Origin of the sequence: Balneola vulgaris DSM 17893, from assembly GCF_000375465.1 — a bacterium.
Classification (GTDB): Bacteria; Bacteroidota; Rhodothermia; order Balneolales; family Balneolaceae; genus Balneola; species Balneola vulgaris.
This window is the reverse complement of sequence record NZ_AQXH01000002.1, coordinates 298,889-318,959: the sequence shown is the minus strand read 5'-3', so window position 1 is coordinate 318,959 and position 20,071 is coordinate 298,889. Positions and strand designations below refer to the sequence as shown.

At 40.1% G+C, this 20,071-nt stretch carries 20 protein-coding genes; 8 read left to right on the top strand and 12 right to left on the bottom strand.

Annotation, left to right across the window (positions count from 1 at the left end; translation table 11 throughout):
• Positions 1-3 precede the first annotated feature (3 nt).
• The gene (locus B155_RS0108515; protein ID WP_018127844.1) at positions 4-1,152 is read right to left on the bottom strand and encodes an aminotransferase class V-fold PLP-dependent enzyme; all 1,149 of its coding nucleotides are present in this window, start codon (positions 1,150-1,152) and stop codon (positions 4-6) included.
• A 107-nt stretch (positions 1,153-1,259) separates the two neighbouring features.
• Between B155_RS0108515 and B155_RS0108510 the strand changes: the two genes are divergently transcribed.
• The gene (locus B155_RS0108510) at positions 1,260-1,736 is read left to right on the top strand and encodes a GNAT family N-acetyltransferase (protein ID WP_018127843.1); all 477 of its coding nucleotides are present in this window, start codon (positions 1,260-1,262) and stop codon (positions 1,734-1,736) included.
• 3 nt (positions 1,737-1,739) lie between these two features.
• Here B155_RS0108510 and B155_RS0108505 read toward each other — a convergent pair whose 3' ends face one another.
• The gene (locus B155_RS0108505) at positions 1,740-2,771 is read right to left on the bottom strand and encodes an endo alpha-1,4 polygalactosaminidase (RefSeq protein WP_018127842.1); all 1,032 of its coding nucleotides are present in this window, start codon (positions 2,769-2,771) and stop codon (positions 1,740-1,742) included.
• Here B155_RS0108505 and B155_RS0108500 point away from each other — a divergent pair.
• Positions 2,771-4,732: a RecQ family ATP-dependent DNA helicase gene (locus B155_RS0108500; protein WP_018127841.1), complete on the top strand. Its 1,962-nt coding sequence runs from the start codon at positions 2,771-2,773 to the stop codon at positions 4,730-4,732. The genes B155_RS0108505 and B155_RS0108500 overlap by 1 nt on opposite strands.
• On the opposite strand, the gene B155_RS0108495 is transcribed toward B155_RS0108500, so the two are convergent.
• The gene (locus B155_RS0108495; RefSeq protein WP_018127840.1) at positions 4,708-5,112 is read right to left on the bottom strand and encodes a hypothetical protein; all 405 of its coding nucleotides are present in this window, start codon (positions 5,110-5,112) and stop codon (positions 4,708-4,710) included. The two genes, B155_RS0108500 and B155_RS0108495, sit on opposite strands and share 25 nt — an antisense overlap.
• A gap of 1 nt (position 5,113) precedes the next feature.
• Positions 5,114-5,833 carry an SDR family oxidoreductase gene (locus tag B155_RS0108490; RefSeq protein ID WP_018127839.1) on the bottom strand — a complete coding sequence of 240 codons (720 nt, stop codon included), beginning with the start codon at positions 5,831-5,833 and terminating at the stop codon, positions 5,114-5,116.
• Between the two features lie 47 nt (positions 5,834-5,880).
• Between B155_RS0108490 and B155_RS0108485 the strand changes: the two genes are divergently transcribed.
• Complete coding sequence (locus tag B155_RS0108485) at positions 5,881-6,627, top strand: type III pantothenate kinase (RefSeq protein WP_018127838.1); 747 nt, start codon at positions 5,881-5,883, stop codon at positions 6,625-6,627.
• Here B155_RS0108485 and udk read toward each other — a convergent pair.
• On the bottom strand, positions 6,614-7,237 hold the full coding sequence (udk, locus tag B155_RS0108480) for a uridine kinase (RefSeq protein WP_018127837.1): 624 nt from the start codon (positions 7,235-7,237) through the stop codon (positions 6,614-6,616). The genes B155_RS0108485 and udk overlap by 14 nt on opposite strands.
• Positions 7,230-8,531: an N-acetylmuramoyl-L-alanine amidase family protein gene (locus B155_RS0108475; protein WP_018127836.1), complete on the bottom strand. Its 1,302-nt coding sequence runs from the start codon at positions 8,529-8,531 to the stop codon at positions 7,230-7,232. The genes udk and B155_RS0108475 overlap by 8 nt, the downstream gene beginning before the upstream one ends.
• Before the next feature lie 312 nt (positions 8,532-8,843).
• Here B155_RS0108475 and B155_RS0108470 point away from each other — a divergent pair, with 312 nt between their 5' ends.
• On the top strand, positions 8,844-10,031 hold the full coding sequence (locus B155_RS0108470; protein WP_018127835.1) for an ATP-binding protein: 1,188 nt from the start codon (positions 8,844-8,846) through the stop codon (positions 10,029-10,031).
• 2 nt (positions 10,032-10,033) lie between these two features.
• Complete coding sequence (locus B155_RS0108465) at positions 10,034-10,978, top strand: mechanosensitive ion channel family protein (RefSeq protein WP_157464815.1); 945 nt, start codon at positions 10,034-10,036, stop codon at positions 10,976-10,978.
• A gap of 43 nt (positions 10,979-11,021) precedes the next feature.
• Here B155_RS0108465 and B155_RS0108460 read toward each other — a convergent pair whose 3' ends face one another.
• The 5 genes from B155_RS0108460 to B155_RS0108440 all read right to left on the bottom strand — a co-directional run bounded on the left by B155_RS0108460 (position 11,022) and on the right by B155_RS0108440 (position 16,012).
• Entirely contained in the window at positions 11,022-11,732 is a 711-nt protein-coding gene (locus tag B155_RS0108460; RefSeq protein ID WP_018127833.1) for an SAM-dependent methyltransferase, read from the bottom strand.
• A complete protein-coding gene (locus tag B155_RS0108455; RefSeq protein WP_018127832.1) occupies positions 11,729-12,214 on the bottom strand; it encodes a hypothetical protein in 486 nt (161 codons plus the stop codon). The genes B155_RS0108460 and B155_RS0108455 overlap by 4 nt, the downstream gene beginning before the upstream one ends.
• Positions 12,214-13,371 carry a serine hydrolase gene (locus tag B155_RS0108450; RefSeq protein ID WP_157464814.1) on the bottom strand — a complete coding sequence of 386 codons (1,158 nt, stop codon included), beginning with the start codon at positions 13,369-13,371 and terminating at the stop codon, positions 12,214-12,216. The genes B155_RS0108455 and B155_RS0108450 overlap by 1 nt, the downstream gene beginning before the upstream one ends.
• 159 nt (positions 13,372-13,530) lie before the next feature.
• Entirely contained in the window at positions 13,531-14,784 is a 1,254-nt protein-coding gene (locus B155_RS0108445) for a DUF819 family protein (protein WP_018127830.1), read from the bottom strand.
• Positions 14,785-14,794: 10 nt separating this feature from the next.
• Positions 14,795-16,012 (bottom strand): alpha/beta hydrolase, encoded by a 1,218-nt coding sequence (locus B155_RS0108440; RefSeq protein WP_018127829.1) that lies wholly within the window; start codon positions 16,010-16,012, stop codon positions 14,795-14,797.
• A 167-nt stretch (positions 16,013-16,179) separates the two neighbouring features.
• Here B155_RS0108440 and lysC point away from each other — a divergent pair, with 167 nt between their 5' ends.
• Genes lysC through dapA form a run of 3 tightly spaced genes read left to right on the top strand, consistent with a single transcriptional unit; the run spans position 16,180 to position 19,070 of the window.
• Positions 16,180-17,508: a lysine-sensitive aspartokinase 3 gene (gene lysC / locus B155_RS0108435; RefSeq protein WP_018127828.1), complete on the top strand. Its 1,329-nt coding sequence runs from the start codon at positions 16,180-16,182 to the stop codon at positions 17,506-17,508.
• Positions 17,509-18,186, top strand: a complete 678-nt coding sequence (locus B155_RS0108430; protein ID WP_018127827.1) for a dihydrodipicolinate reductase C-terminal domain-containing protein — start codon at positions 17,509-17,511, stop codon at positions 18,184-18,186.
• Complete coding sequence (gene dapA / locus B155_RS0108425; RefSeq protein ID WP_018127826.1) at positions 18,183-19,070, top strand: 4-hydroxy-tetrahydrodipicolinate synthase; 888 nt, start codon at positions 18,183-18,185, stop codon at positions 19,068-19,070. The genes B155_RS0108430 and dapA overlap by 4 nt, the downstream gene beginning before the upstream one ends.
• A gap of 94 nt (positions 19,071-19,164) precedes the next feature.
• On the opposite strand, the gene B155_RS0108420 is transcribed toward dapA, so the two are convergent.
• Positions 19,165-19,911, bottom strand: a complete 747-nt coding sequence (locus B155_RS0108420; protein WP_018127825.1) for a 2,3,4,5-tetrahydropyridine-2,6-dicarboxylate N-succinyltransferase — start codon at positions 19,909-19,911, stop codon at positions 19,165-19,167.
• Between the last annotated feature and the right edge of the window lie 160 nt (positions 19,912-20,071).

Here is a 20,071-nt window from a genome sequence, read left to right as displayed (position 1 = left end):
GCTTTAAAATGAAGTTAATACCGATACAAGTTTAGCCATGTCTAGTTCATCATTATAGATACTCGGTGATACTCGAATCGCATCTCCTCGATAGGAAACTAAGATGTTGGCTTGGGTGAGGGCTGCTTTAATCTTCTCCATATCATGCTGATTGCCTAAACGAATTCCAAATAAGTTGGAGGCTCTATATTCAGTTTCTTCAATCCAATAACCCGCCTCTCGTAATTTTTGAATGGAAGGTTCTACAAGATTTCTACAATACTCTTGGATGTTTTCAGGGCCCCATTCATTCAGTTTTTTTACCGCAGCAATTAACATCGGCACTAAGATAAAGTTACTATGCTCGCCTACTTCATAGCGTAAAGCTCCATCTTGGTAACGATCACTATAGTTCACTAAATTTGAAAAGTTTTCACTTTCATATCTATTAATCCAGTTCTGTTCAATAGGCGATCCATGGTTTAAAGACGGACCATAGTACGCCATCCCGATACTATAAGGCCCCATCAGAGATTTATAGCTTGCTGTAACTAACGCATCAGGTTTAATCTCATCAATATTGAATGGCATTGCCCCAATTGATTGAGTACCGTCGATGGCCATGAGCGCACCAACTTTAGTAGTTTTAGCACGAATGGCTTTCATATCAAAGATGGTACCATCCGCCCAATGTATATTACCCATCGCTACTAGACGAGTATGTTCGTCTATAGCCTCCAAAATTTGCTCGTTCCAAGCCTTTCCCCTCCCATCTAGGGTATTGGGTGGCGCAATGGTTTTGATGGTCGCTTGGGCTTTATTTGCGATTTCCATCCATGGATACACATTGCTTGGGAATTGCTCGCCAGCAACAATAATATTATCGCTTGCTTTTAATTCAACATTCTTAGCAACATTTGCCATCCCATAAGAAGCAGAAGGAATTACAACTAGTCTATTCGGTTCACTACAATGAACAAGCTTAGCATATTCTTTTCTAAGTATGTCGGTTTCATCAAAAAAATCGGTAGGAGGAATTATATGTGGACGGCGTTTCCTTTTAATGCCCTGAATTCCCGCTTCTTCCACGGTATTCAAAAGTGGAGACATATATGCGCAGTTCAAAAAAGTAACATTAGGGTCTAAATCGAATTCAGCTTTCTTACAATCCATGAAAAGGGGCAAGTATTATTTAATTGAAATATCAGCTGAAAATCATGTACTCCTTTCAGAATTCAAAATGAGATGCTTACTTTTAATGAAATTTTCAAAGAGGATAAATGATAAGAACAGCTACTCTTCAAGACTTAGAAACCATTCACTCCCTAAATGAAGCCGCACTTCCGCATGTGAATAGCATTCCTATTGCAGATTTCGAGGAGTTTCTGCAAATAGCTAAACACTTTGTTGTAATCGAAAAGGAGAATGAAATAGCGGGATTCTTGATTACTCTCGACGAGAAGCAAAGCTATGATAGTGTTAATTATCAGTTCTTTTTAGATCAATATGATAGTTTCGAATATGTTGATCGAATTGTAATTGGGGATGCTTTTAAAGGAAGGGGATGTGGTAAAGCGTTATATCAATTCCTATTTGAAAATACCGAGTATCCTAGGGTAACCTGTGAAGTAAACATTGAACCACCGAATGATGCATCTATGAAATTTCATGAGAAAATGGGGTTTTATGAAGTAGGACAACATCGAAGTGAAGGCGGGACAAAGTTGGTGTCGCTAAAGTGTAAGGATATCGATTAGGATTTAATCGGCACTACTTTCCACTTTAGTTTCGAAGTAATAAAAGGCATCAATGATGTCCAAATACACTCCATCGAAGCCGGCATCGATGATTTTTTGGGTATAGGAAGACTCATCTCCATAGATAATACGCTTCCAATCTTTCTGCCAATAACGCACTTTGTAATTGCCTTCCCAATAAGGGTTTTCTTCATCTAACCAAGAAGGAGGATTCTGATCCCATGATGGTTTCCAATAATATCGGAAGTCACCAGATTCCCCAATACTCATGTAACTGACCAATAAACGCTCACCACCATTCTTTTTAGTTCTTATTTGTTCTAGGTCTAGTGGTTGCAATACTTCATCATGGAAAAAGGCATCCATGATTATGAGGTCATAATTGGTATTTGCTAAAGTAGATAGTAGCTCTTTCTTAGTTTCGAAATGTTGATAATTGAGTAAATAGAGGAAGTTTTGAACGTCATTAATGGAACGAATATTTAAGGCATTCTCATTGGGCAATCGTAACGGATGGTCTGGGATTCTATCTAATTCACGCGAGTTGGCACTAAAGGAAATGAAATTTCGCTGCTTATTTTTTGAATAGGCGTCGTCCATTAAGTTGGGGTACTTCACGTAATCGGTAACAAGTACTGGTTTGTTATATTCTTGTGCCACATCAAGTAAGGAGGTGATATACTCGGTGCTTTCTAAAGGGGTAGGAGTGTCATCGGCTTCATAACCATAAAAAAGGTCTTCCTGGCCTATGGCATCTATAGCCGACAGGTATTGCTGAGCAACTACAGTATTCTCTGTTGATTCCTTAAGTAGAATCTCATGACCATTTTGAGGTATGACAATGAAATCTTCATCTTGATTGCGGGCATAATCACCAATTTCGATCACAAAATTCCGCATCTCTTGGCGATAATCTAGGTTTTTTGCTTTTTCAGTTGGAGTGCAATTACTGAAAAACAAAAGCGCTAGTAAAAAGAAGAATAGCTTCATGGATTTTTGTTTGATGAACTCGATGATATCAATACTTTCAGACAATGAAAAAAGAAGGTGTGAATTTGACCGATTCAATTCAACTTGCTGAACAGAAGCTTCAAGAAATATGGGGGTATCCTGAATTTCGGAAAGGGCAGAAAGAAGCTGTTTCGGCAGTATTGGAGAATAGAGATACTTTAGTGCTTTTCCCTACAGGTGGGGGTAAATCACTGTGTTATCAAGTTCCAGCTTTGGTAAAAGAAGGGCTTACATTGGTTATATCGCCACTTGTGGCACTCATGCAAGATCAAGTGCAGCAACTTCAAGATTTAGGAGTATCGGCTACATTTATCAACAACACGATTGCGCCTTTTGAGGTAGAACAACGCCTCGTTAATGCTCGCAATGGGATGTATAAACTGTTGTATTGCTCGCCAGAGCGACTTAAAACAACCTTATTTCACAATGAACTTCAGAACCTAAATGTTCAACTGGTTGCCGTTGATGAAGCACATTGTGTGTCGGAATGGGGGCATGATTTCAGGCCTTCATACCGAGAAATAAAAACTAATCTTGCAGGGCTTCCATCCACTACCTCTTGGATTGCCTTAACGGCTACGGCTACGCCTGAAGTAAAAGCGGATATCATTCAAAATTTAGAGTTTGAAAACCCTGAAGTGATTTCCTTAGGTTTCTCTCGTCCCAATTTAAAGTGGTGGGTAGTTTACACAGAGAAGAAACGTGAAAAGCTGATCGAGGGAACACTTAAAGCGCTCAAAAAAGGGGACGGTTTAATTTATGGTGGTACGCGACGAAACTGTGAAAATTGGGCGGCTTATTTTTCGAACCAAGGCATCAAGTGTAAAGCATACCATGCAGGTGTTCAGCCACTCGACCGGCGCGATATTCAACGTTATTGGGTAAAAGGAACTGTTCACTTAGTGGTGGCTACGAATGCATTCGGGATGGGTATTGATAAGCCCGATTGTCGATTTGTGATTCACGAGGAGATGCCTTTTTCAATTGAAGCCTATTATCAAGAAGCAGGACGTGCAGGGCGAGATGGGGAAGAAGCCTTTCCCATTTTGTACTATAAACCCACAGATTTTAGCCAAGCAAAGCTACGTATTGAACAGAGCTATCCTACTCGAGAACAACTAGAAAAAGTATATCAAGCATTATGTGATAGTTTAGAATTAGCCGTTGCTGGGGTGATGGAGGCTTCGGTACCTCTCGATATAGAATCCGTAAAGATTCGTTCGAAGCAAGCTCTGGGTATTTGTAAATCGTCACTGCGCTTACTGGATCAATTTGGCATCATAGCTTGGGAGCAAAAAGTAAAGAGTGGTTTATCGATTCAGTTTATTCTCAGTAGAGATATGCTGCAAAAGTTCAAAGAACGGTGCAATAACCCTGAGAAGGTAGAATTTGTAGATCAACTTGAACGGGTATTAGATGCCCGTGCCTTTTATGAGTCGGTGGACATCGAAGAAGAGTACCTCATGAGCGTGCTTAACGTTAGTCGGAATGGATTGGTTAAAGCATTAAACGTACTGATGCAAAACGATCAAGTGTTGGTGTTTAACAAGCTTGAAGAGCGAGACTTAGTGCGTGTGTTGGAAGCTCGATCATCCCAATTACCTATAGGGAAAGATGAAGTTGAAAGGCATCGTAAACACCTGCTTCAAAAGCTTGATAAGATGAACGAGTTCGTGCTATCAAATAGCTGTAGAGAGGTTTTCCTTCAGCAATATTTTGGGAATTCAGAAACTCAAGAATGTGGACATTGCGACAATTGTATAAAGACGAATGAGAAGTGGCAATCACAGGGCATGGATGCCAAACTATTGCGGGCATCGATGCAGCAGCTGGCGAGTCAGCCTCGTAGTGCTGAACAGTTAAAGTCGGCATTAAATATTGACCTTAATACAGCGCAATCGATCATTCAATATCTACTAAAAGAAGAACGCATAGAAGCGGTTGAAGAAGAAACTGGACTTTACTCCATTACATCATCTAGCTGAACGGGAGCAGGGCCTTTCAGTTGTTCAGTTGAGTCTTGCACATTTTCAAAGAGTACCATGAGTCGATCAATCCGCTTTATAACACTGTCTACTCTAACTTGTTGAGCCGCAACTTGGCTTTGATAAAACTGATGACTTGTTAGAAATTCCTCTTTCGATATGTCATATTTATCCCAAATAGCATTGAGTAAAGAGTCGGGTTTCTGAGGTGGTAAACTTGGATCGTAATACACCTTAAGTAGCTCCAATTCCAGAAAGATATCTAAATACAGATCCTCACTCATTAAATCAGCAGGTGCTTCAACCTTGTATTCTTCAACACAACTGAGCTGGAGTGCGGTTAAGATGAAAAGTCCGATGAGTAAGAATCTGTTTGCCATATTATTTAGCAGGTGCTTTTGGATCTAATGGACGCATAATTAACTCATTTATCAAGAAATTATCTGGAGTTTCAAGAACATGAATAAGCGTATTTGATACATCTTTAGGGTGCATCATGTTGGGATGTTGGTCTACATCTTCCATTGAATCAAAGAAATTGGTTGCAATAGAACCCGGGAAGAAACAGGATACTTTAATGCCATCATATCTCAGTTCTTTAAAAAGTGCATCACTAAATCCGCGTAAGCCATATTTGGTGGCGTTGTAAGCAGAAATTTCAGGGTTACCCATCAAGCCAGCGATAGAGGAAATATTAATGATATGGCACACTTGCTCGTTTTCTTTCATAAGCGGTACGATAAGCCGTGTGAGATAGAACACACCAGATAAGTTCACATTAAGCATGCGGTCCCATTCATCAAGCTTGAGGTCGTCTACTTTTGCAAAGTAGCCTAAACCAGCATTGTTAATCAGAATATCGGGATAATAGTCCGCGTTAAAGGTTTCACTTACCCACTCTTCTAATTTGGCGCTATTAGTGATATCAGCGGTGACAGGAATAAATTGCTCGCCTAATTCTTTTTTGATAGCGTTTAATTTATCGGTACTGCGAGCTAACCCATATACGGTTGCGCCACGCTGTATTAAATCTTTTGAAAATTGAGCACCAATTCCACTACTTGCTCCGGTTACAATTGCTACTTTAGATTTTAAATTCATACTGTCGCTGATAATTTTTATTCTTGTTTAAAAGGTAATACAAAATCATGAGCCAAATCGATTCAAAAAGTTCCCAAAATTCTCTATTCGTTGATATTGGAAATACGTCTCTAAAGCTTGGGTATTGTTCATCAGGGAGCTGGAAAGTGCCTGATCGCGATATTTCTACCACCGAAAGTCTCATTCAATGGCTCTTAGAAGAAGAGACCACTTTCAACCGAATTGTAGTAGCTAGTGTTCGCAAAGATCTTACAGCACGTTTACAGTCGGCTATAACGGAGATGGAAATTGTTCTTGTAAACTTAGAGGGTATAAACCATCAACGTTTGAACTATGACACACCTCAATCCCTTGGTATCGATCGCTATTTAGGGTGCTTAGGCGCTTGGTACGATTGTAACCAACCCGTAGTAGTAATTGATAGTGGCACGGCGTGTACGCTCGATTATATGGATGCAGAGGGTATTTATCAGGGAGGAGTGATTATGCCGGGCATCACCGTTCTTCAAAATGCCTTCAACGATTTTGCTCCAGAACTACCCTTATCAGAACGAATAATTCCATCTAATTGGCCGGGTAAAAATACTGCTGAATCATTGCAATGGGGACAGTTTGGCTTATACCTAGATGGCGTTCGATCTATTTTAGCTCGATATCAAAAACACCAAGGCGACTTCAGGTTGTACTTAACAGGTGGCGATGCTAAAGAGCTCTCTAGGCATCTCAACATTCCTTGTAAGCGTGATCCCTTTCTCATCTTCAAAGGGATGGTGGCCTACCTTAAAGAGCGTTAAGTTTATTTTGAATTAGAGCTAGCACCATTTCGAGGGCTACTTTGTTTTTCCCACCACGAGGGATGATAATATCCGCATAGCGTTTACTTGGCTGAACAAACTCTAAGTGCATTGGACGTACAAATTTTTGGTATTGCTCCATCACATTTTCAACAGTTCGCCCACGCTGATTGATATCTCTTTTGAGGCGCCTTAGTAGGCGAATGTCATCATCAGTATCCACAAAAATCTTTACATCCATGAGATCTAATAAATCAGGCTCACTGAATATTAATATCCCATCGATGAGGATTACACGCTTAGGAGTAACCGTTTTTGTTTCTTCTTTGCGAATATGATTAGCGAAATCATAAGAAGGAACTTCAATAGGGTAACCTTCACTTAACGCATTGATATGCCGAATTAGAAGCTCAGTTTCTAAAGATGCAGGATGATCAAAGTTATGTGTAATGCGCTCCTCGAAAGGAAGGTGTTTAAGGTCTCGGTAATAAGAATCGTGTTGAAGCAAGTTATGGTTTGCTTCCCCTAGAGTTTTTGAAATATGCTCTACTACGGTAGTTTTCCCGGATCCACTTCCTCCGGCTACCCCTATAATCAAAGGTTTACTCATTCGCTGATGCGGTATTATTGGTCGACAAGCTAGCGTCTTGTTCGGCTTTATATTGTTTCACAGCTCTATATATGGCTGATGCTATTAATGATTGTCCCCAATCACTTTCTAAATAGCGTTGTTCGGCAGGATTGGTTAAAAAACCAGCTTCTACTAAAATGGCTGGCATAGTAGCTTGGTATAGTACTACTAAACCCATTTGCTTAACCCCACGTGATTTACGTTGAGCTCGGTTCTTTAGTTGGTCTTCAACCATGTAAGCAAAACGTTCACTGGTTGCAATGTTACCACTGTGGGCAAGTTCGTAAACAATTAAATCTTCTTCTGTTAAGTCGGCCATCACCTCATCAGCATATAGCTGATTTTCCTCTTTCATAACTTCAAAGTTCTTCTCACTTCTATGTAATCCTAAAAAGAATACAGAGGAGCCATATACACGAGAGCTGGTATATGCATCAGCATGAATTGAAATAAATAGATCGGCTTCGGCACGGTTAGCAATACGGCCGCGTTCTTCTAAAGCAACGTATCGGTCGTCTTCACGAGTATAAATTACTTTAACACCCGGGATACCTTCTTCAATATAATTACCTAGTTTTTTGGCGATTTTTAGAACAACATCTTTTTCTTCTGCTCTTCGTTTGTAGCCCAAGTTACCGGGATCATGACCACCATGGCCGGGATCAATTACGATAGTATCAAATTTGAGCTTGTCTTTAACATTGGTAAAGCTACTTGGTATTTCAGGAGTTGAGCTTGTAAAAACAGTGGGTACTTCCGATTCAGTAAAATCTTCGGGCAGCATTTGCTCATCTTCAAACCAATTCAAAGCCATGAATTGCTGCGTATATGGAATCAGTTCTTCTTTGGTAGTTTCGGTTAAACCTACAAGTAAGTGCTTTCCATTTTGGTCAGGATAAGCATTGGCTTTGAAATACATATCTTGATTCAGATATATATCTACCCCGAATCCATCATCTAATTTGTATAACATTACTTGTTCTACCTTTTCACCGGGTTCGGGTAAATCGATATTCGTTGTATCTATATCACCCCTTAAGATCATTTGTACTAAATCGGGAGCTGGCTGAACCAACTTGTAATGATCAACGGCGGCATCTAAGTGGTAGCGAATTACAACCCCTTTACCATCACTGCGTTCTACTTTCGAAATTCGTGAAAGCTGTGATTGAGCAAACGACGTTGTTGGAAACGAGAATAGCAGGAAAAGTAAAGCCAATACAAAGCTAGAAAAAGAAGGCATCTTTTCTGTTAATTGATTTTTATAATGCATGGCGTTGTAGATGATTTGCTGAATTTAAGGCTTTATTGTAAGCTTAAAAAGCAGAAATTTTGGTGCTAGATGTACTTTATAAAGGCTCAGAAATTAAATTATTGTAATAGATATAAATGATTGAATACAATTAGTACATTCGTTTTTAAACTTTAAAAATATACTCCTATCAATAAACAGATTACACGTTTTAAGCTGAGAGTTTTAAAGCAATTGAAGTCGCTTAAAACCCTCATAATAGCATATTGGGCTAAGACTCTGGATGCTACAGCTATTTTTTTGAGGTTCGCTTCTCGAAAGTTTAGAGCTCTCATGATCCCGATTCAGCGAATCTTTGGTTTTTATGTGATTCCAGATCCAATTAAATCTCGAAGTATAGATTTAAGTGCTTTTTTAACGGAAACCGATCAAAAGATTGCCGAGCTACCTAAGTCATACAGAGAGTTGTTCGACTTATCTGCTGCTATCAGTTCTGAGATGTTTATTAATGCTGGGGATAATATAAATCAGGTTCAAAAAGCCTATGATGCTTGGAAAGACGGCTTCCCAAGTAGTATTGCAATTGTAGGCGAAAAGGGAAGTGGGAAGTCGACCTTGATACATATGCTAAAAGAATCTGTGTTTACAGATATTCCCATTACCAATATTGATTTTGCGCAGTCTACATGGAAGATAGAACAGATATTAAGCTCGCTGGGAACCGCTTTTGAAGTATCGGATGTAAACCGTCCTGAAACACTTATTAACGCCATTAATGCCCGAGATGAGCGTTTCGTAGTATGCCTTGAAGGACTTCAGAATTTATACCTTAGAAATATTAACGGCTTCGAAGCTTTGGAAGCCCTATGGTTGATTATTTCAGAAACGAAGGAAAAAGTACTTTGGCTTACATCATGTTCTAGGTATGCATGGGAGTTTTTGAATAAGGTTGAAGGCATTGATGCTCACTTTAGCCATGTATGCGCAACAGATACACTCAATGATGAGCAAATCACGAACGTGATTATGAAAAGGCATGATAAGAGTGTATTTAAACTTCGTTTTGAACCGGATGAGTCTACTCGAAAATCGAGAAACTATAAAAAGCGACTCAACAACCCGAAAGAAATACAAGCTTATTTAAAGGAAGTCTATTTTGAAGAGCTTACTGAATTAACGGGAGGGAATGCATCAGTTGCGGCAATTTCGTGGCTTCGATCGATCAAAAAAATTGAAGGTAGAACGCTTGTAATCGCGCCTTTTCAACCGGTAAACATTGATTCTCTTGAGATTCTCAATTCAGAAACACTATTTGTATTAGCGGCCATCATACTGCACGATACTTTGAAAGTAGCTGAATTATGTAGGGTGATGAACCTGAATCTTTCTACCAGTAAAGTGTTACTGTCTAGATTGAAATCAAGAGGCTTTTTATTGGAGAACCAAGGAGCCTATTACCTCAACCAGTTGGTATACCGCCAAGTGCTACGCTTACTCAAAAAACGAAATATCATTCACTGAGTATGAAAAAATCTATAATCACATTTTTGTTGTTTTTATGTTGCTCGGTGGTGGTTTCTGCACAGATCCCAAATCTCAATTCTGTTCAACCAGATTCGGCGGCTACCGATAGTTCTTCCATTGTTGAAGGATTACCCACAAACGTTGTTCAGTTTGATGAGTTATTTTCCACGGGTAAGATAATATCTGCCTTAGTGCTGCTAATACTTACCTTTTTCTTCGTTCGATTGGTCGTTTTCTTACTTGAACGATTGGCGGAGAATCAGTCGGCCTATCGATTGATGATCAAGCGATTGATTCCTTTTTTAAATGTCGCGATATGGTCTACAGCCATCTTTATTGTGATTGCAGGAATTATCGATCCCCCAATAGAAACTGTATTAACCGTGGGTGCCTCAATTGGTATAGCTGTTGGGTTCGCTGCTCAAGATATTCTTAAAAACATTTTTGGCGGTTTCATCATCATCCTGGATAGCCCATTCCAAGTGGGGGATAAAATTGAAGTGGACGATTATTATGGAGAGGTAACCCAAATTGGGCTTCGTTCTACACGCATTGTAACTCCCGATGATAGTTTAGTAACCTTACCGAATGCAGATATTGTAAATAATGCCGTATCTAATACAAATTCTGGGGCTTTAGATTGCCAAGTGGTAGCCTCCATTTATTTACCTGCCGATTCAAATATCTCACTGGTTAAAGAGATTGCGTATAAAGCTGCGATTTCATCACGATATGTGTATTTAAACAAGCCAGTAGTAGTGATCACTGAAAACAAAGTGATGGACAAAAATTACTTACTTCATCTAAAAGTAAAAGCCTATGTATTAGATATTCGGTATGAGTTTTTACTGAAAGGCGAAATAACGGAGCTTATACTTACTGAACTAAACAGAAGGCAACTCTTGCCAATTAGTGACCTCACTAAGCAAAAAGAAGGGGCTTAGAATTTAAAAAGCCATTAGGGAGTATATCCACAATGGCTTTTTCTTACTTCGCGTATATCGTAAAAATGGTTGGGCGTTTGTGAAGCTCTGGTTTCTTTGATTTTGCCCACTCTCCGATTTGTTGAGTTCGGATTTCTTCATCAGGTAAGGTGATGTTGGTTGCAACACTTAACCATGTTTGGGGCGAACAATTCTCTAGAATTGAGCTGAACATCTCATTATTTCGATGAGGCGCTTCCATAAATATTTGTGTTCGATCATGTCGGCGCGACTCTCCTTCAAGCTGAATAAGCATCTGCTTTTTCTTTTTGGCATCGATGGGTAGATAGCCGTGAAATGCAAATTGTTGCCCATTAAAACCGGTAGCCATGAGGGCTAAGAGAATCGATGAAGGACCAACTAAAGGCACAACTTTAATTCCATTTTGATGCGCCATCTTCACAAACTTTGAACCAGGATCGGCTACAGCAGGGGCTCCCGCTTCTGATAAAAGACCAACATCACGCCCGTTTTTAAGAGGTTTTAGAAATGAGAAGACCTCATGATCAGGGGTGTTCTTGTTAAGCTGGTAGAAGTCAATTTTGAACTCAGGAATAGCATCACCAACCCATTGTAAGAACTTCACTGAAGTTTGAATGTTTTCCACTACCATTACATCCAATTTCCGAAGTATAGAAAGAGTGTATTCAGGGATGGTATTATTCTCAGGGGTCTTTCCTAAGGTTGTAGGAATGAGGTATAAGGTTCCTTTCATAGGTCTACTCTCTCAATTACGAAGTCGTCGTCGTTAGATTTACTTTTTCTATTTGAGTATCGCTGTATATAAAATGCCGCAATCACCATTACGATGGCTCCTACTATGGCAACGGCCATATTGTAGAAGGAAGTCTTTACTTGTATGGCATAGGTTGGATGAATCACAATTTCAGGGTAACCATTAGGGCGATAACTAATAAGAACCGAAGGACTTTGTAATATCTGTTGAGCCATTTGAATGGAAAGTGTTTTCTTTCGCTCAATAGTAGTTCCGTCTTCCGTTTCGAATCTTAGAACAACAAAACCATTGCTTTGCGCCGCAATTTGTTTGATCTCAAGATCCATGATTTCAGCTTCATATTGTTCACCCTTGTCGAAAGTGGTTTGAGTACCCATGTACACCATACCTTGTTGAATGACTAGGAAAATGAGATAAGCGGGTATAATCCAAATAAGTGATAAAACGCGATACTTCGACATTATTTATCCTGTGTGATTTCTTGAATAGTAGTTTCATAAAGTGCAGGATCCCAAATTAAACGTTGTTGGTAATCCTCCTGCATATGATTGGCCGACAAGTGAATAAAGAAAGCAACCGGTAAACGATCAAAGAAAACCGCTTGAGCTGAGGTATGCCCATCATAAATAGATGTACCGTAATCCACACCACTTAACATGCCTAATCGGTTATCATAGATTGCTCCATAATTGGAAAAGCTTCGTTGAATAGCTTTACCTTCGTTTACCCAACTTAGTTTGTCTTTTATTAAGCGTGTGATTTCTTTATTCAGCAATTCATCACGCTCAACTTTAGCCATTAAATTCGCCATCTCACGAGCAGTGGTTTGAGGGAATTTTGCCAATGCATTCTTTTCCTCTATAAAGCTGATGTTCAAACGCTCACTTTTAAATAGATCTATCATTTCGGAATGAAATGCATCATCTGTACCGAATTTTTGAGCGAGAGCAATGATTTCATCGTCAGTATAAGTTCTTGAAGTATCTGAAACGGACGGTTGAATAGAGAGATATAACCCAGAAAAAGGCAGTGGATAATCGGTATGTTCTAGCTGTAGGCTATCAACAGTAGCAAATATGTTGTCAGGCCCTAAGGTGAACCAAATATAGTCGGACGAGGCCAAATCGTTTGTGGCTATCATAACAGACACCACGTCATCGATAGTAATACTTCTATCTTCGATGGCTTCTAATAATTCGATGCCCGAGTTATGTGCATTTTCACTGATTTGCGGCAGTGCATAGCGGTTGATGTCGTCTAAATTAACAGGGGTAGCTGGGTCAATTATGCCTTCTTGAACTTGACGTGCGTATTCCGTTAATAAAAAGAAATTCGCAATCGTGCCTTGTGTTCGAGGAATGTCGGCGCCGTAATAAATGCCAGAGTCAGGATCTTCAACATTGAAGCTAACAATGGACATGAACTCTGGGTGTTCCCCAATAAACTCGGTTAAACCTTTTAAAGAGTAGGTGCTTTCCACATACTCGTAGCCTTCTTGCATACCATCTGTGTTCTTAAACAGCGTTTTGAAAGCATTAAAGTTTGGGATTCCAGCGGCAATAAAAACAGCTATAGTTGCCACTATAAAAAGGAGAAGGAAGATGAGTATTCTCTTCAAATCAAAAAATGGTTTCAGGTTATTCTTCTAATCCGTGTTAAGATACGAATAACCTTTAACCATTATCAGAAAAGGATCGTTGAGTTTGAAAGCATTTACAAAGTGTGAGTCTTACTCAGAGGGTTGATACTTCAAGTAAGACTCATTTTGAATAAAACTCTACGAAATAACGCGCATTATCTGTGCACATAACCAAGCTCCGAAGGTACCAATACCATATCCAAGAACGGCCAAAAGTACACCAACGGGAGCAAGAGCAGGGCTAAATGCCGATGCAACAATAGGAGCAGAAGCTGCCCCCCCTACATTGGCCTGACTTCCAACAGCCGTGAAGAAGAAAGGTGCTTTGATAATTTTTCCTACTAGCAACAGCACTATTACGTGAATAATAATCCAGGTGAAGCCTATGGCAAAGTATCCCGGTACTTCGGTGAAAGCGCCAAGGTCCATCTTCATACCAATGGTCATTACTAAGATGTATAAAAATAGACTACCAATTTTGGAAGCACCTGCACCTTCCAGCTTTCTAAGTTTAGTGAAAGAAAGGGCGAAACCACCTAATGTGGCTACAACTATTATCCAGAAAAACTGAGAGGCGAAACTGAGTCTTTCTAAGCTAGGGGCATTTTCTTTTACCCATGGCGCTACAGTATCACCAACCAAATGGCCAAGGCCTGTTATGATAAATGCGATAGCTGCAATTTTAGTGAGATCAACCAAGGTTGGAACTTTTGCAATACTTGCTTGATAATCGGAAACACTTTTCTTCAGCTCTTCAATGGCTGATGCGTCGGCTTTGAACCATTTGTCAACACGATCGCTCATACCGGCACCGTAAAGGATAAAAGCCATCCAAATGTTTGCCACAATGATATCAACGGTAATCATTGCACTAAATAGGGTGTCGCTTGGTTGAAAGATCTCATACATAGCCGTTTGGTTGGCACCTCCACCAATCCATGAACCTGCTACCGTTGAAAGCCCTCTCCAAATCTCGTCAGGTCCGGCACCTCCTACAAGCTCGGGGTTAATAGCTCCAATAATCATCAATGCAATAGGGCCACCAATTATAATTCCTACAGTACCGGCTAAAAACATCACTACCGCTTTCCAACCTAAATTCATGATGGCTTTCAAGTCGATACTAAGCGTTAATAGGATTAAACTGGCAGGTAGTAAGTACCGCGATGCTACATGATATAAACTTGAACCATCTGGCGATATCACATTCAAGGTGGTGAAAATCGATGGTATGAAATAACACAACAACAAAGACGGAACGAATCGATAAAATTTCTTCCAGCCTGCGTGTTCGCTGTGTGAGGTTACAAATATCGCGGCCAATATGGCCATTAATAGACCAAAAGTGATTGCATCGTTAGTAATAAGTGGTGCTACAGTAGTAGGTTCCATATGCTATGTATTAGTTTTCAAAAAAGGTGCGAAGTATATCGTCGATGAGTGCACTCCAGTTTCCCCAAGAATGCCCTTCATTAACTTCTGTGTATTTTAAATCCACGTTCAGTTCGTTCAGCAACTGCTTCATGCGTTGTGCATCATTCAAATTGTCCCCAATGGTTCCACTTGTAATGTACACTTGCTGTGGTGCTTTTTTAGCAGAACGCACAAAAGTATAGATATCAGCATCGTTATACCAGTAGGCAGGCGACTGAGCCCCAATATTTCCGATTATTTCTGGGTGACGGAATCCGATATAGGTGGCGGCTAAGCCTCCTAAGCTCGTACCTATAAGGGCGCGGTCTTCGGCTTTTTGAGAAGTGTTGTAGTCGGTATCTATTTTTGGGATGAGTTCTGTAGTCAAGAATTCCGAGAAGTCATCATTCATCGAGTATTCTTGGATTCTATTATTGGTATTCAAATCTGATGGAGACCTTGAATCCACAAAAACAGCTATGATTGGCTCAATCTCACCAAGGTGAATCATATTGTTGAGCAAGGTATAAGCTCCGCCTAATCTTCGATTCAAATATTCATGTCCGTCTAAAAAATAAACTACTGGAACATCGGTCATTTCAGCATAGCCAACTGGAGTATAAACTCTGTATTGTACATCGTAGCCAAGAGATTGGCTATTAAATTTGAGGGGTCGGGGTAATGTGCCTGTACCCGCTTCAGCAATTTCAGCTTTTAATTCTTCAGGTTTGTAGTTGGGCATTCGGAGTTCTGAATTCACCCCAAATCCCGACCATTGAACGAAAGGGTTTTCAGAATCGGGAATCCAGTTTCCACCATCTACGCTAATTTTATAATCAACTCTGGCATCAGAAGGGAAGTGCATTTTTAGATACCAAAGATCCGTTCCTCGAACTAATGTGCCATTAGCTCCGCCATCATTTTCAGCGGTATTAAAATTGAAGTCGCCAAACCATTCAACTTGATCGGCATACCCTTTATAGAAGAAAAAGGCTGTGGTGTCTTGAACAAAAGGAATCTGTTCGGTTTGATTGAGGTAGTTCCACAAGCTATCAACTTCTCGTGTTCGCAGGGTGTAGTTATCGATTGCGGAAATTTCATCAAGCTTTTGCTGTAAGTCTTCTGCAGAGAATGTATCACTTTCAGGGTTGGAGCAAGCCGATGCGATACAAAGCATCAGAATTAGTACAAATTTATATGCTTTCATGAATTCTAGATTAGCTACTGTTGATTTATGTGATTGAAGTGGGCTAAGAATAAAAGAAAATCGGCATCGAAAGGAAATTAATGTTGTTAGAATGCAAAAAAACTAAAACAACACAGTTATTTCAATACAAGCTTCTTACTTTTAAGCCACATTAAAAATAAGGTAAAATGATTGTTTCAAAATTTGGCGGAACTAGTGTTGGAAGCTATGCTGCCATGCAACATAGTGCTAGTATTGTAGCTGCCGAACCCGATCGTAAATTAGTAGTGATCAGTGCTACTTCAGGGACGACCAATGATTTGGTTGCACTTGGGAATAGTGAGTTATCGTACACTGAGCGCGAAGAGATATTGATGCGCATTGAAAAGCGTCATCTTGAAATTATTGAACAGCTTAAAGACGGTGAGGAAGTTGATAAACAAGTAAGACTTTTACTTACCGAACTACGACAGCACTTAGAGCAGATTGCACGTGATAAGCGTTGGAAAGATCATTTAGTGGCCTTTGGAGAACTTTTAAGCACTCGAATTTTCACGCAAGTATTAGGAGAAGCAGGTGTAGAGGTAGAGTGGTTAGATGCTCGGGATATGATGAAGACAGATTCTCATTTTGGGCAAGCAGATCCTGATTTAAAAGTAATCAAAAAGAAATGTGCTAAATACGTACAGAGTGGAAAACGATATCTCACCCAAGGCTTTATAGGGTCAGATATATTTGGCAATACTACCACATTAGGACGTGGAGGGAGTGATTTGTCCGCTTCTTTATTTGCTGAAGCTGTTGAAGCAGATATGTTAGAAATTTGGACGGATGTAGCAGGTATTTATACCACCGACCCTAGAGTGGTTCCCGCCGCACGACCTATTCATGAAATCACTTTTGATGAAGCCGCTGAGCTTTCTGTATTTGGTGGAAAGGTTCTTCACCCTGCTACGTTAAAACCGGCTATGCGTGGAGGCGTGAAAGTTCGGGTGGCTTCAAGTAGTGAACCCAATAAGAAAGGAACGGTGATTGTACATGAAGCAGGCGACGCTCCTGTAATTCGTGCGCTATCTCTTCGAAAGCATCAAACCCTATTGACAGTAAAGAGCTTAGACATGCTTCATCAATATGGGTACTTAGCAAAATTATTTCAGGTACTAGCCAACCATAAGATTTCGGTAGATTTGGTAAGTACGAGTGAGGTAAGTGTATCGCTTACTTTAGATACAGCTGTGAGTGCATCCAACAAAGTGGAACTCACTTCAGAGGTAGTTACAGAGTTGGAATCATTTTGTGAATTGAAGATTGAGAAGGATTTTTCTCTTATTGCTATGATTGGGAACAATCTGAATAATACTGCCGGTATAAGTGGAAAGCTTTTTAATATGTTGAAGGGTTACAATATTCGAATGGTGTGCCATGGATCTAGTGAAAACAATGTGTGCTTTTTGGTGAACCAAGAAGATGGAGAAGAGATTCTTCAGTTACTTCACAAAGAATTTATTGAGGACTAAATGATGAAAATATCTGTGATAGGAACGGGTAAAACGGGAGGGAAGGTAGTAGAAATGCTGGGAGAGCATCTTTTGCATACTTTTGATGCCACGAATCCACCTACTGTTGATGCCCTTCAAGAAAGTGATGCCGTTATCATCTTTGTTCCAGGCGATGCCGTGCCTGATTTGATGCCCATTGTTTTGGAATCAGGAACACCAGCGGCATGGGGAAGTACAGGGAATGAATGGCCCGACGATTTGGATAAGCAAGTGAAAGAAGCCTCTACAAGATGGGTTCTTGCAACGAACTTTAGTTTGGGAATGAATATCATCCGCAAAAGTATAGAAGCCATATCAGTGGGATCTAATATCTTAAAAAATCCATCCTATCATATCCATGAAGTGCATCACGTTCATAAAAAAGACGCACCAAGTGGAACCGCATTATCATGGAAAGAATGGTTGAATAAAGAGGTGAAAGTAACATCAGCTCGCGAGGGTGATGTAAATGGCATCCATGAACTTAAGGTGCGAACGGCGACCGAAGAAATTACCTTAAAGCACGAGGCATTAGATAGAGCCCTTTTTGCAGAAGGAGCCATTTGGGCAGCAGAACAATTAATAAATCAAGAGGAGTTAGCTGATGGCGTGTACGCCTTTGGTCAGCTTTTCGATAGAGTTACAGGATTATCATGAACCATCCAGAATTTCCACTTTATACCGCAATGATTACGCCTTTCCTAGAAAATGGAAAGGTAGACTACGAAAGTTTTGAATATCTATTGCGAAAACAGGAGCAGGCCAAAAATGGTACTCTAATATTGGGTAGTACAGGTGAAGGGCTAAACCTTAGTTCCCATGAAAAGAAAGAGATTATCAAATTTACCCGCTTGTTAGATTTAGATGTACCGTTAATGGTAGGCATTGGCGGACATGATATTGAGGAACAAAAAGCGTTGATACAGTACGCCGATGAGGTGGGAGTGGATAGCTTTTTATTAGTAACACCACTTTACGCCAAGCCGGGCAAAGAAGGGCAGTTTGAGTGGTTTAAAACATTATTGGCTACTACAAAAACTCCATGTATGCTTTATAATGTGCCGTCTAGAACAGGGGTGAAATTACACCCTGAGGTACCAGCTCGACTTGCCGAAGAGTTTGACCACATTCTTGGTATCAAAGAGGCTAGTGGAAGCGTGGAAGATTTTAAAGCGTTCAGAGATCACGCCCCGAGTCTTGATTTATATTCAGGCGATGATGGGCTTACCGAAGCTTTCATTAATGAAGGTGGTGTAGGGTTAGTATCCGTAGCTTCGAATGTTTGGCCAAAGCATACCCATAAAATGGTAGCATTGATGCTTGAAGGAAACGTCGAGGCCTTATTTAGTGACTGGGAAGAATCGGCAGATGCGCTGTTTTCTGCATCCAATCCGGTGCCTACTAAAGTGTTGGCTCAGCATAAAGGTTGGATTAAAAATATCACCGTTCGCTTACCATTGTCGGTTAAAGATTTAACGGCGGAAGGCGAAGAGGCGCTATTAGAAGCGGATCGCAAAATCAATGTTTGGTATAACGCTTAGATAAGTATCTAAGATTAGTATATCGCTTATACAAAAAAGGCTCGAAGTGTTAAACACTCGAGCCTTTTTTAATAGAATGAAACAATCAGAAAAATTATCTCAATGCTTCTTCAAGTTCTAAAGAGGCATTACTGTTGTCATCACGGTACTTCACGATGATCGGGCACGCCATACTAAGACCTTCATTCTTAGCCCATTCGCTATTCATTGGTCGTGTACCCGGTATTACAACGGCGCCTTCAGGGATTTCAGCACCACGCTCACGTACTTCTTCATTCACAGCATCATAAACAGGAATAGACTTTGAAAGTACTACACCTGGTGCAATTACGGCTTGTGATTTCACAAGTATACCTTCTACAATTACTGCACCAGCGCCAATAAAGCAATCATCTTCAATGATAACTGGATTCATACCAACGGGCTCTAAAACACCACCAATTTGTACTCCAGCTGAAAGGTGAACATTCTTACCAATTTGAGCACATGAACCCACTAATGCATGGCTATCAACCATAGAACCTTCATCAACATAAGCACCAACATTAACATAGGCCGGTGGCATAATTATTACCCCCGATGCTACATAAGCACCACGACGAACAGAAGAGCCACCTGGTACTAAACGAACACCATCTTCTGGCTCAAAGAAACGTGGAGGCAGATTATGTTTATCAACAAAGCCTTCGTAAATCCCCTCAAAAGAAGTATTCGTGCCATTTTTAAAAGACTCTAAAATAGCTTGTTTTACTTCGATGTTTGCTTCCCAACCATTTTCAGTTTTATTGGCTGATCTAAGCTCTCCAGTTTCTAGTTTATCTAATACTTCTTCGTAATTCATGATTTGATTATTTGAATAATAGCTTGTGTTGTTCAAGTGAACAGCACTCCATGCAATACCATTCTTAATGAGGGTTAAAATTCAGCCCAAAGATAAGGTTTCCGCACTCATATATCATGAGTAGAAATGAAATTTATCGGGTTTTAAAAACCAGATTCTT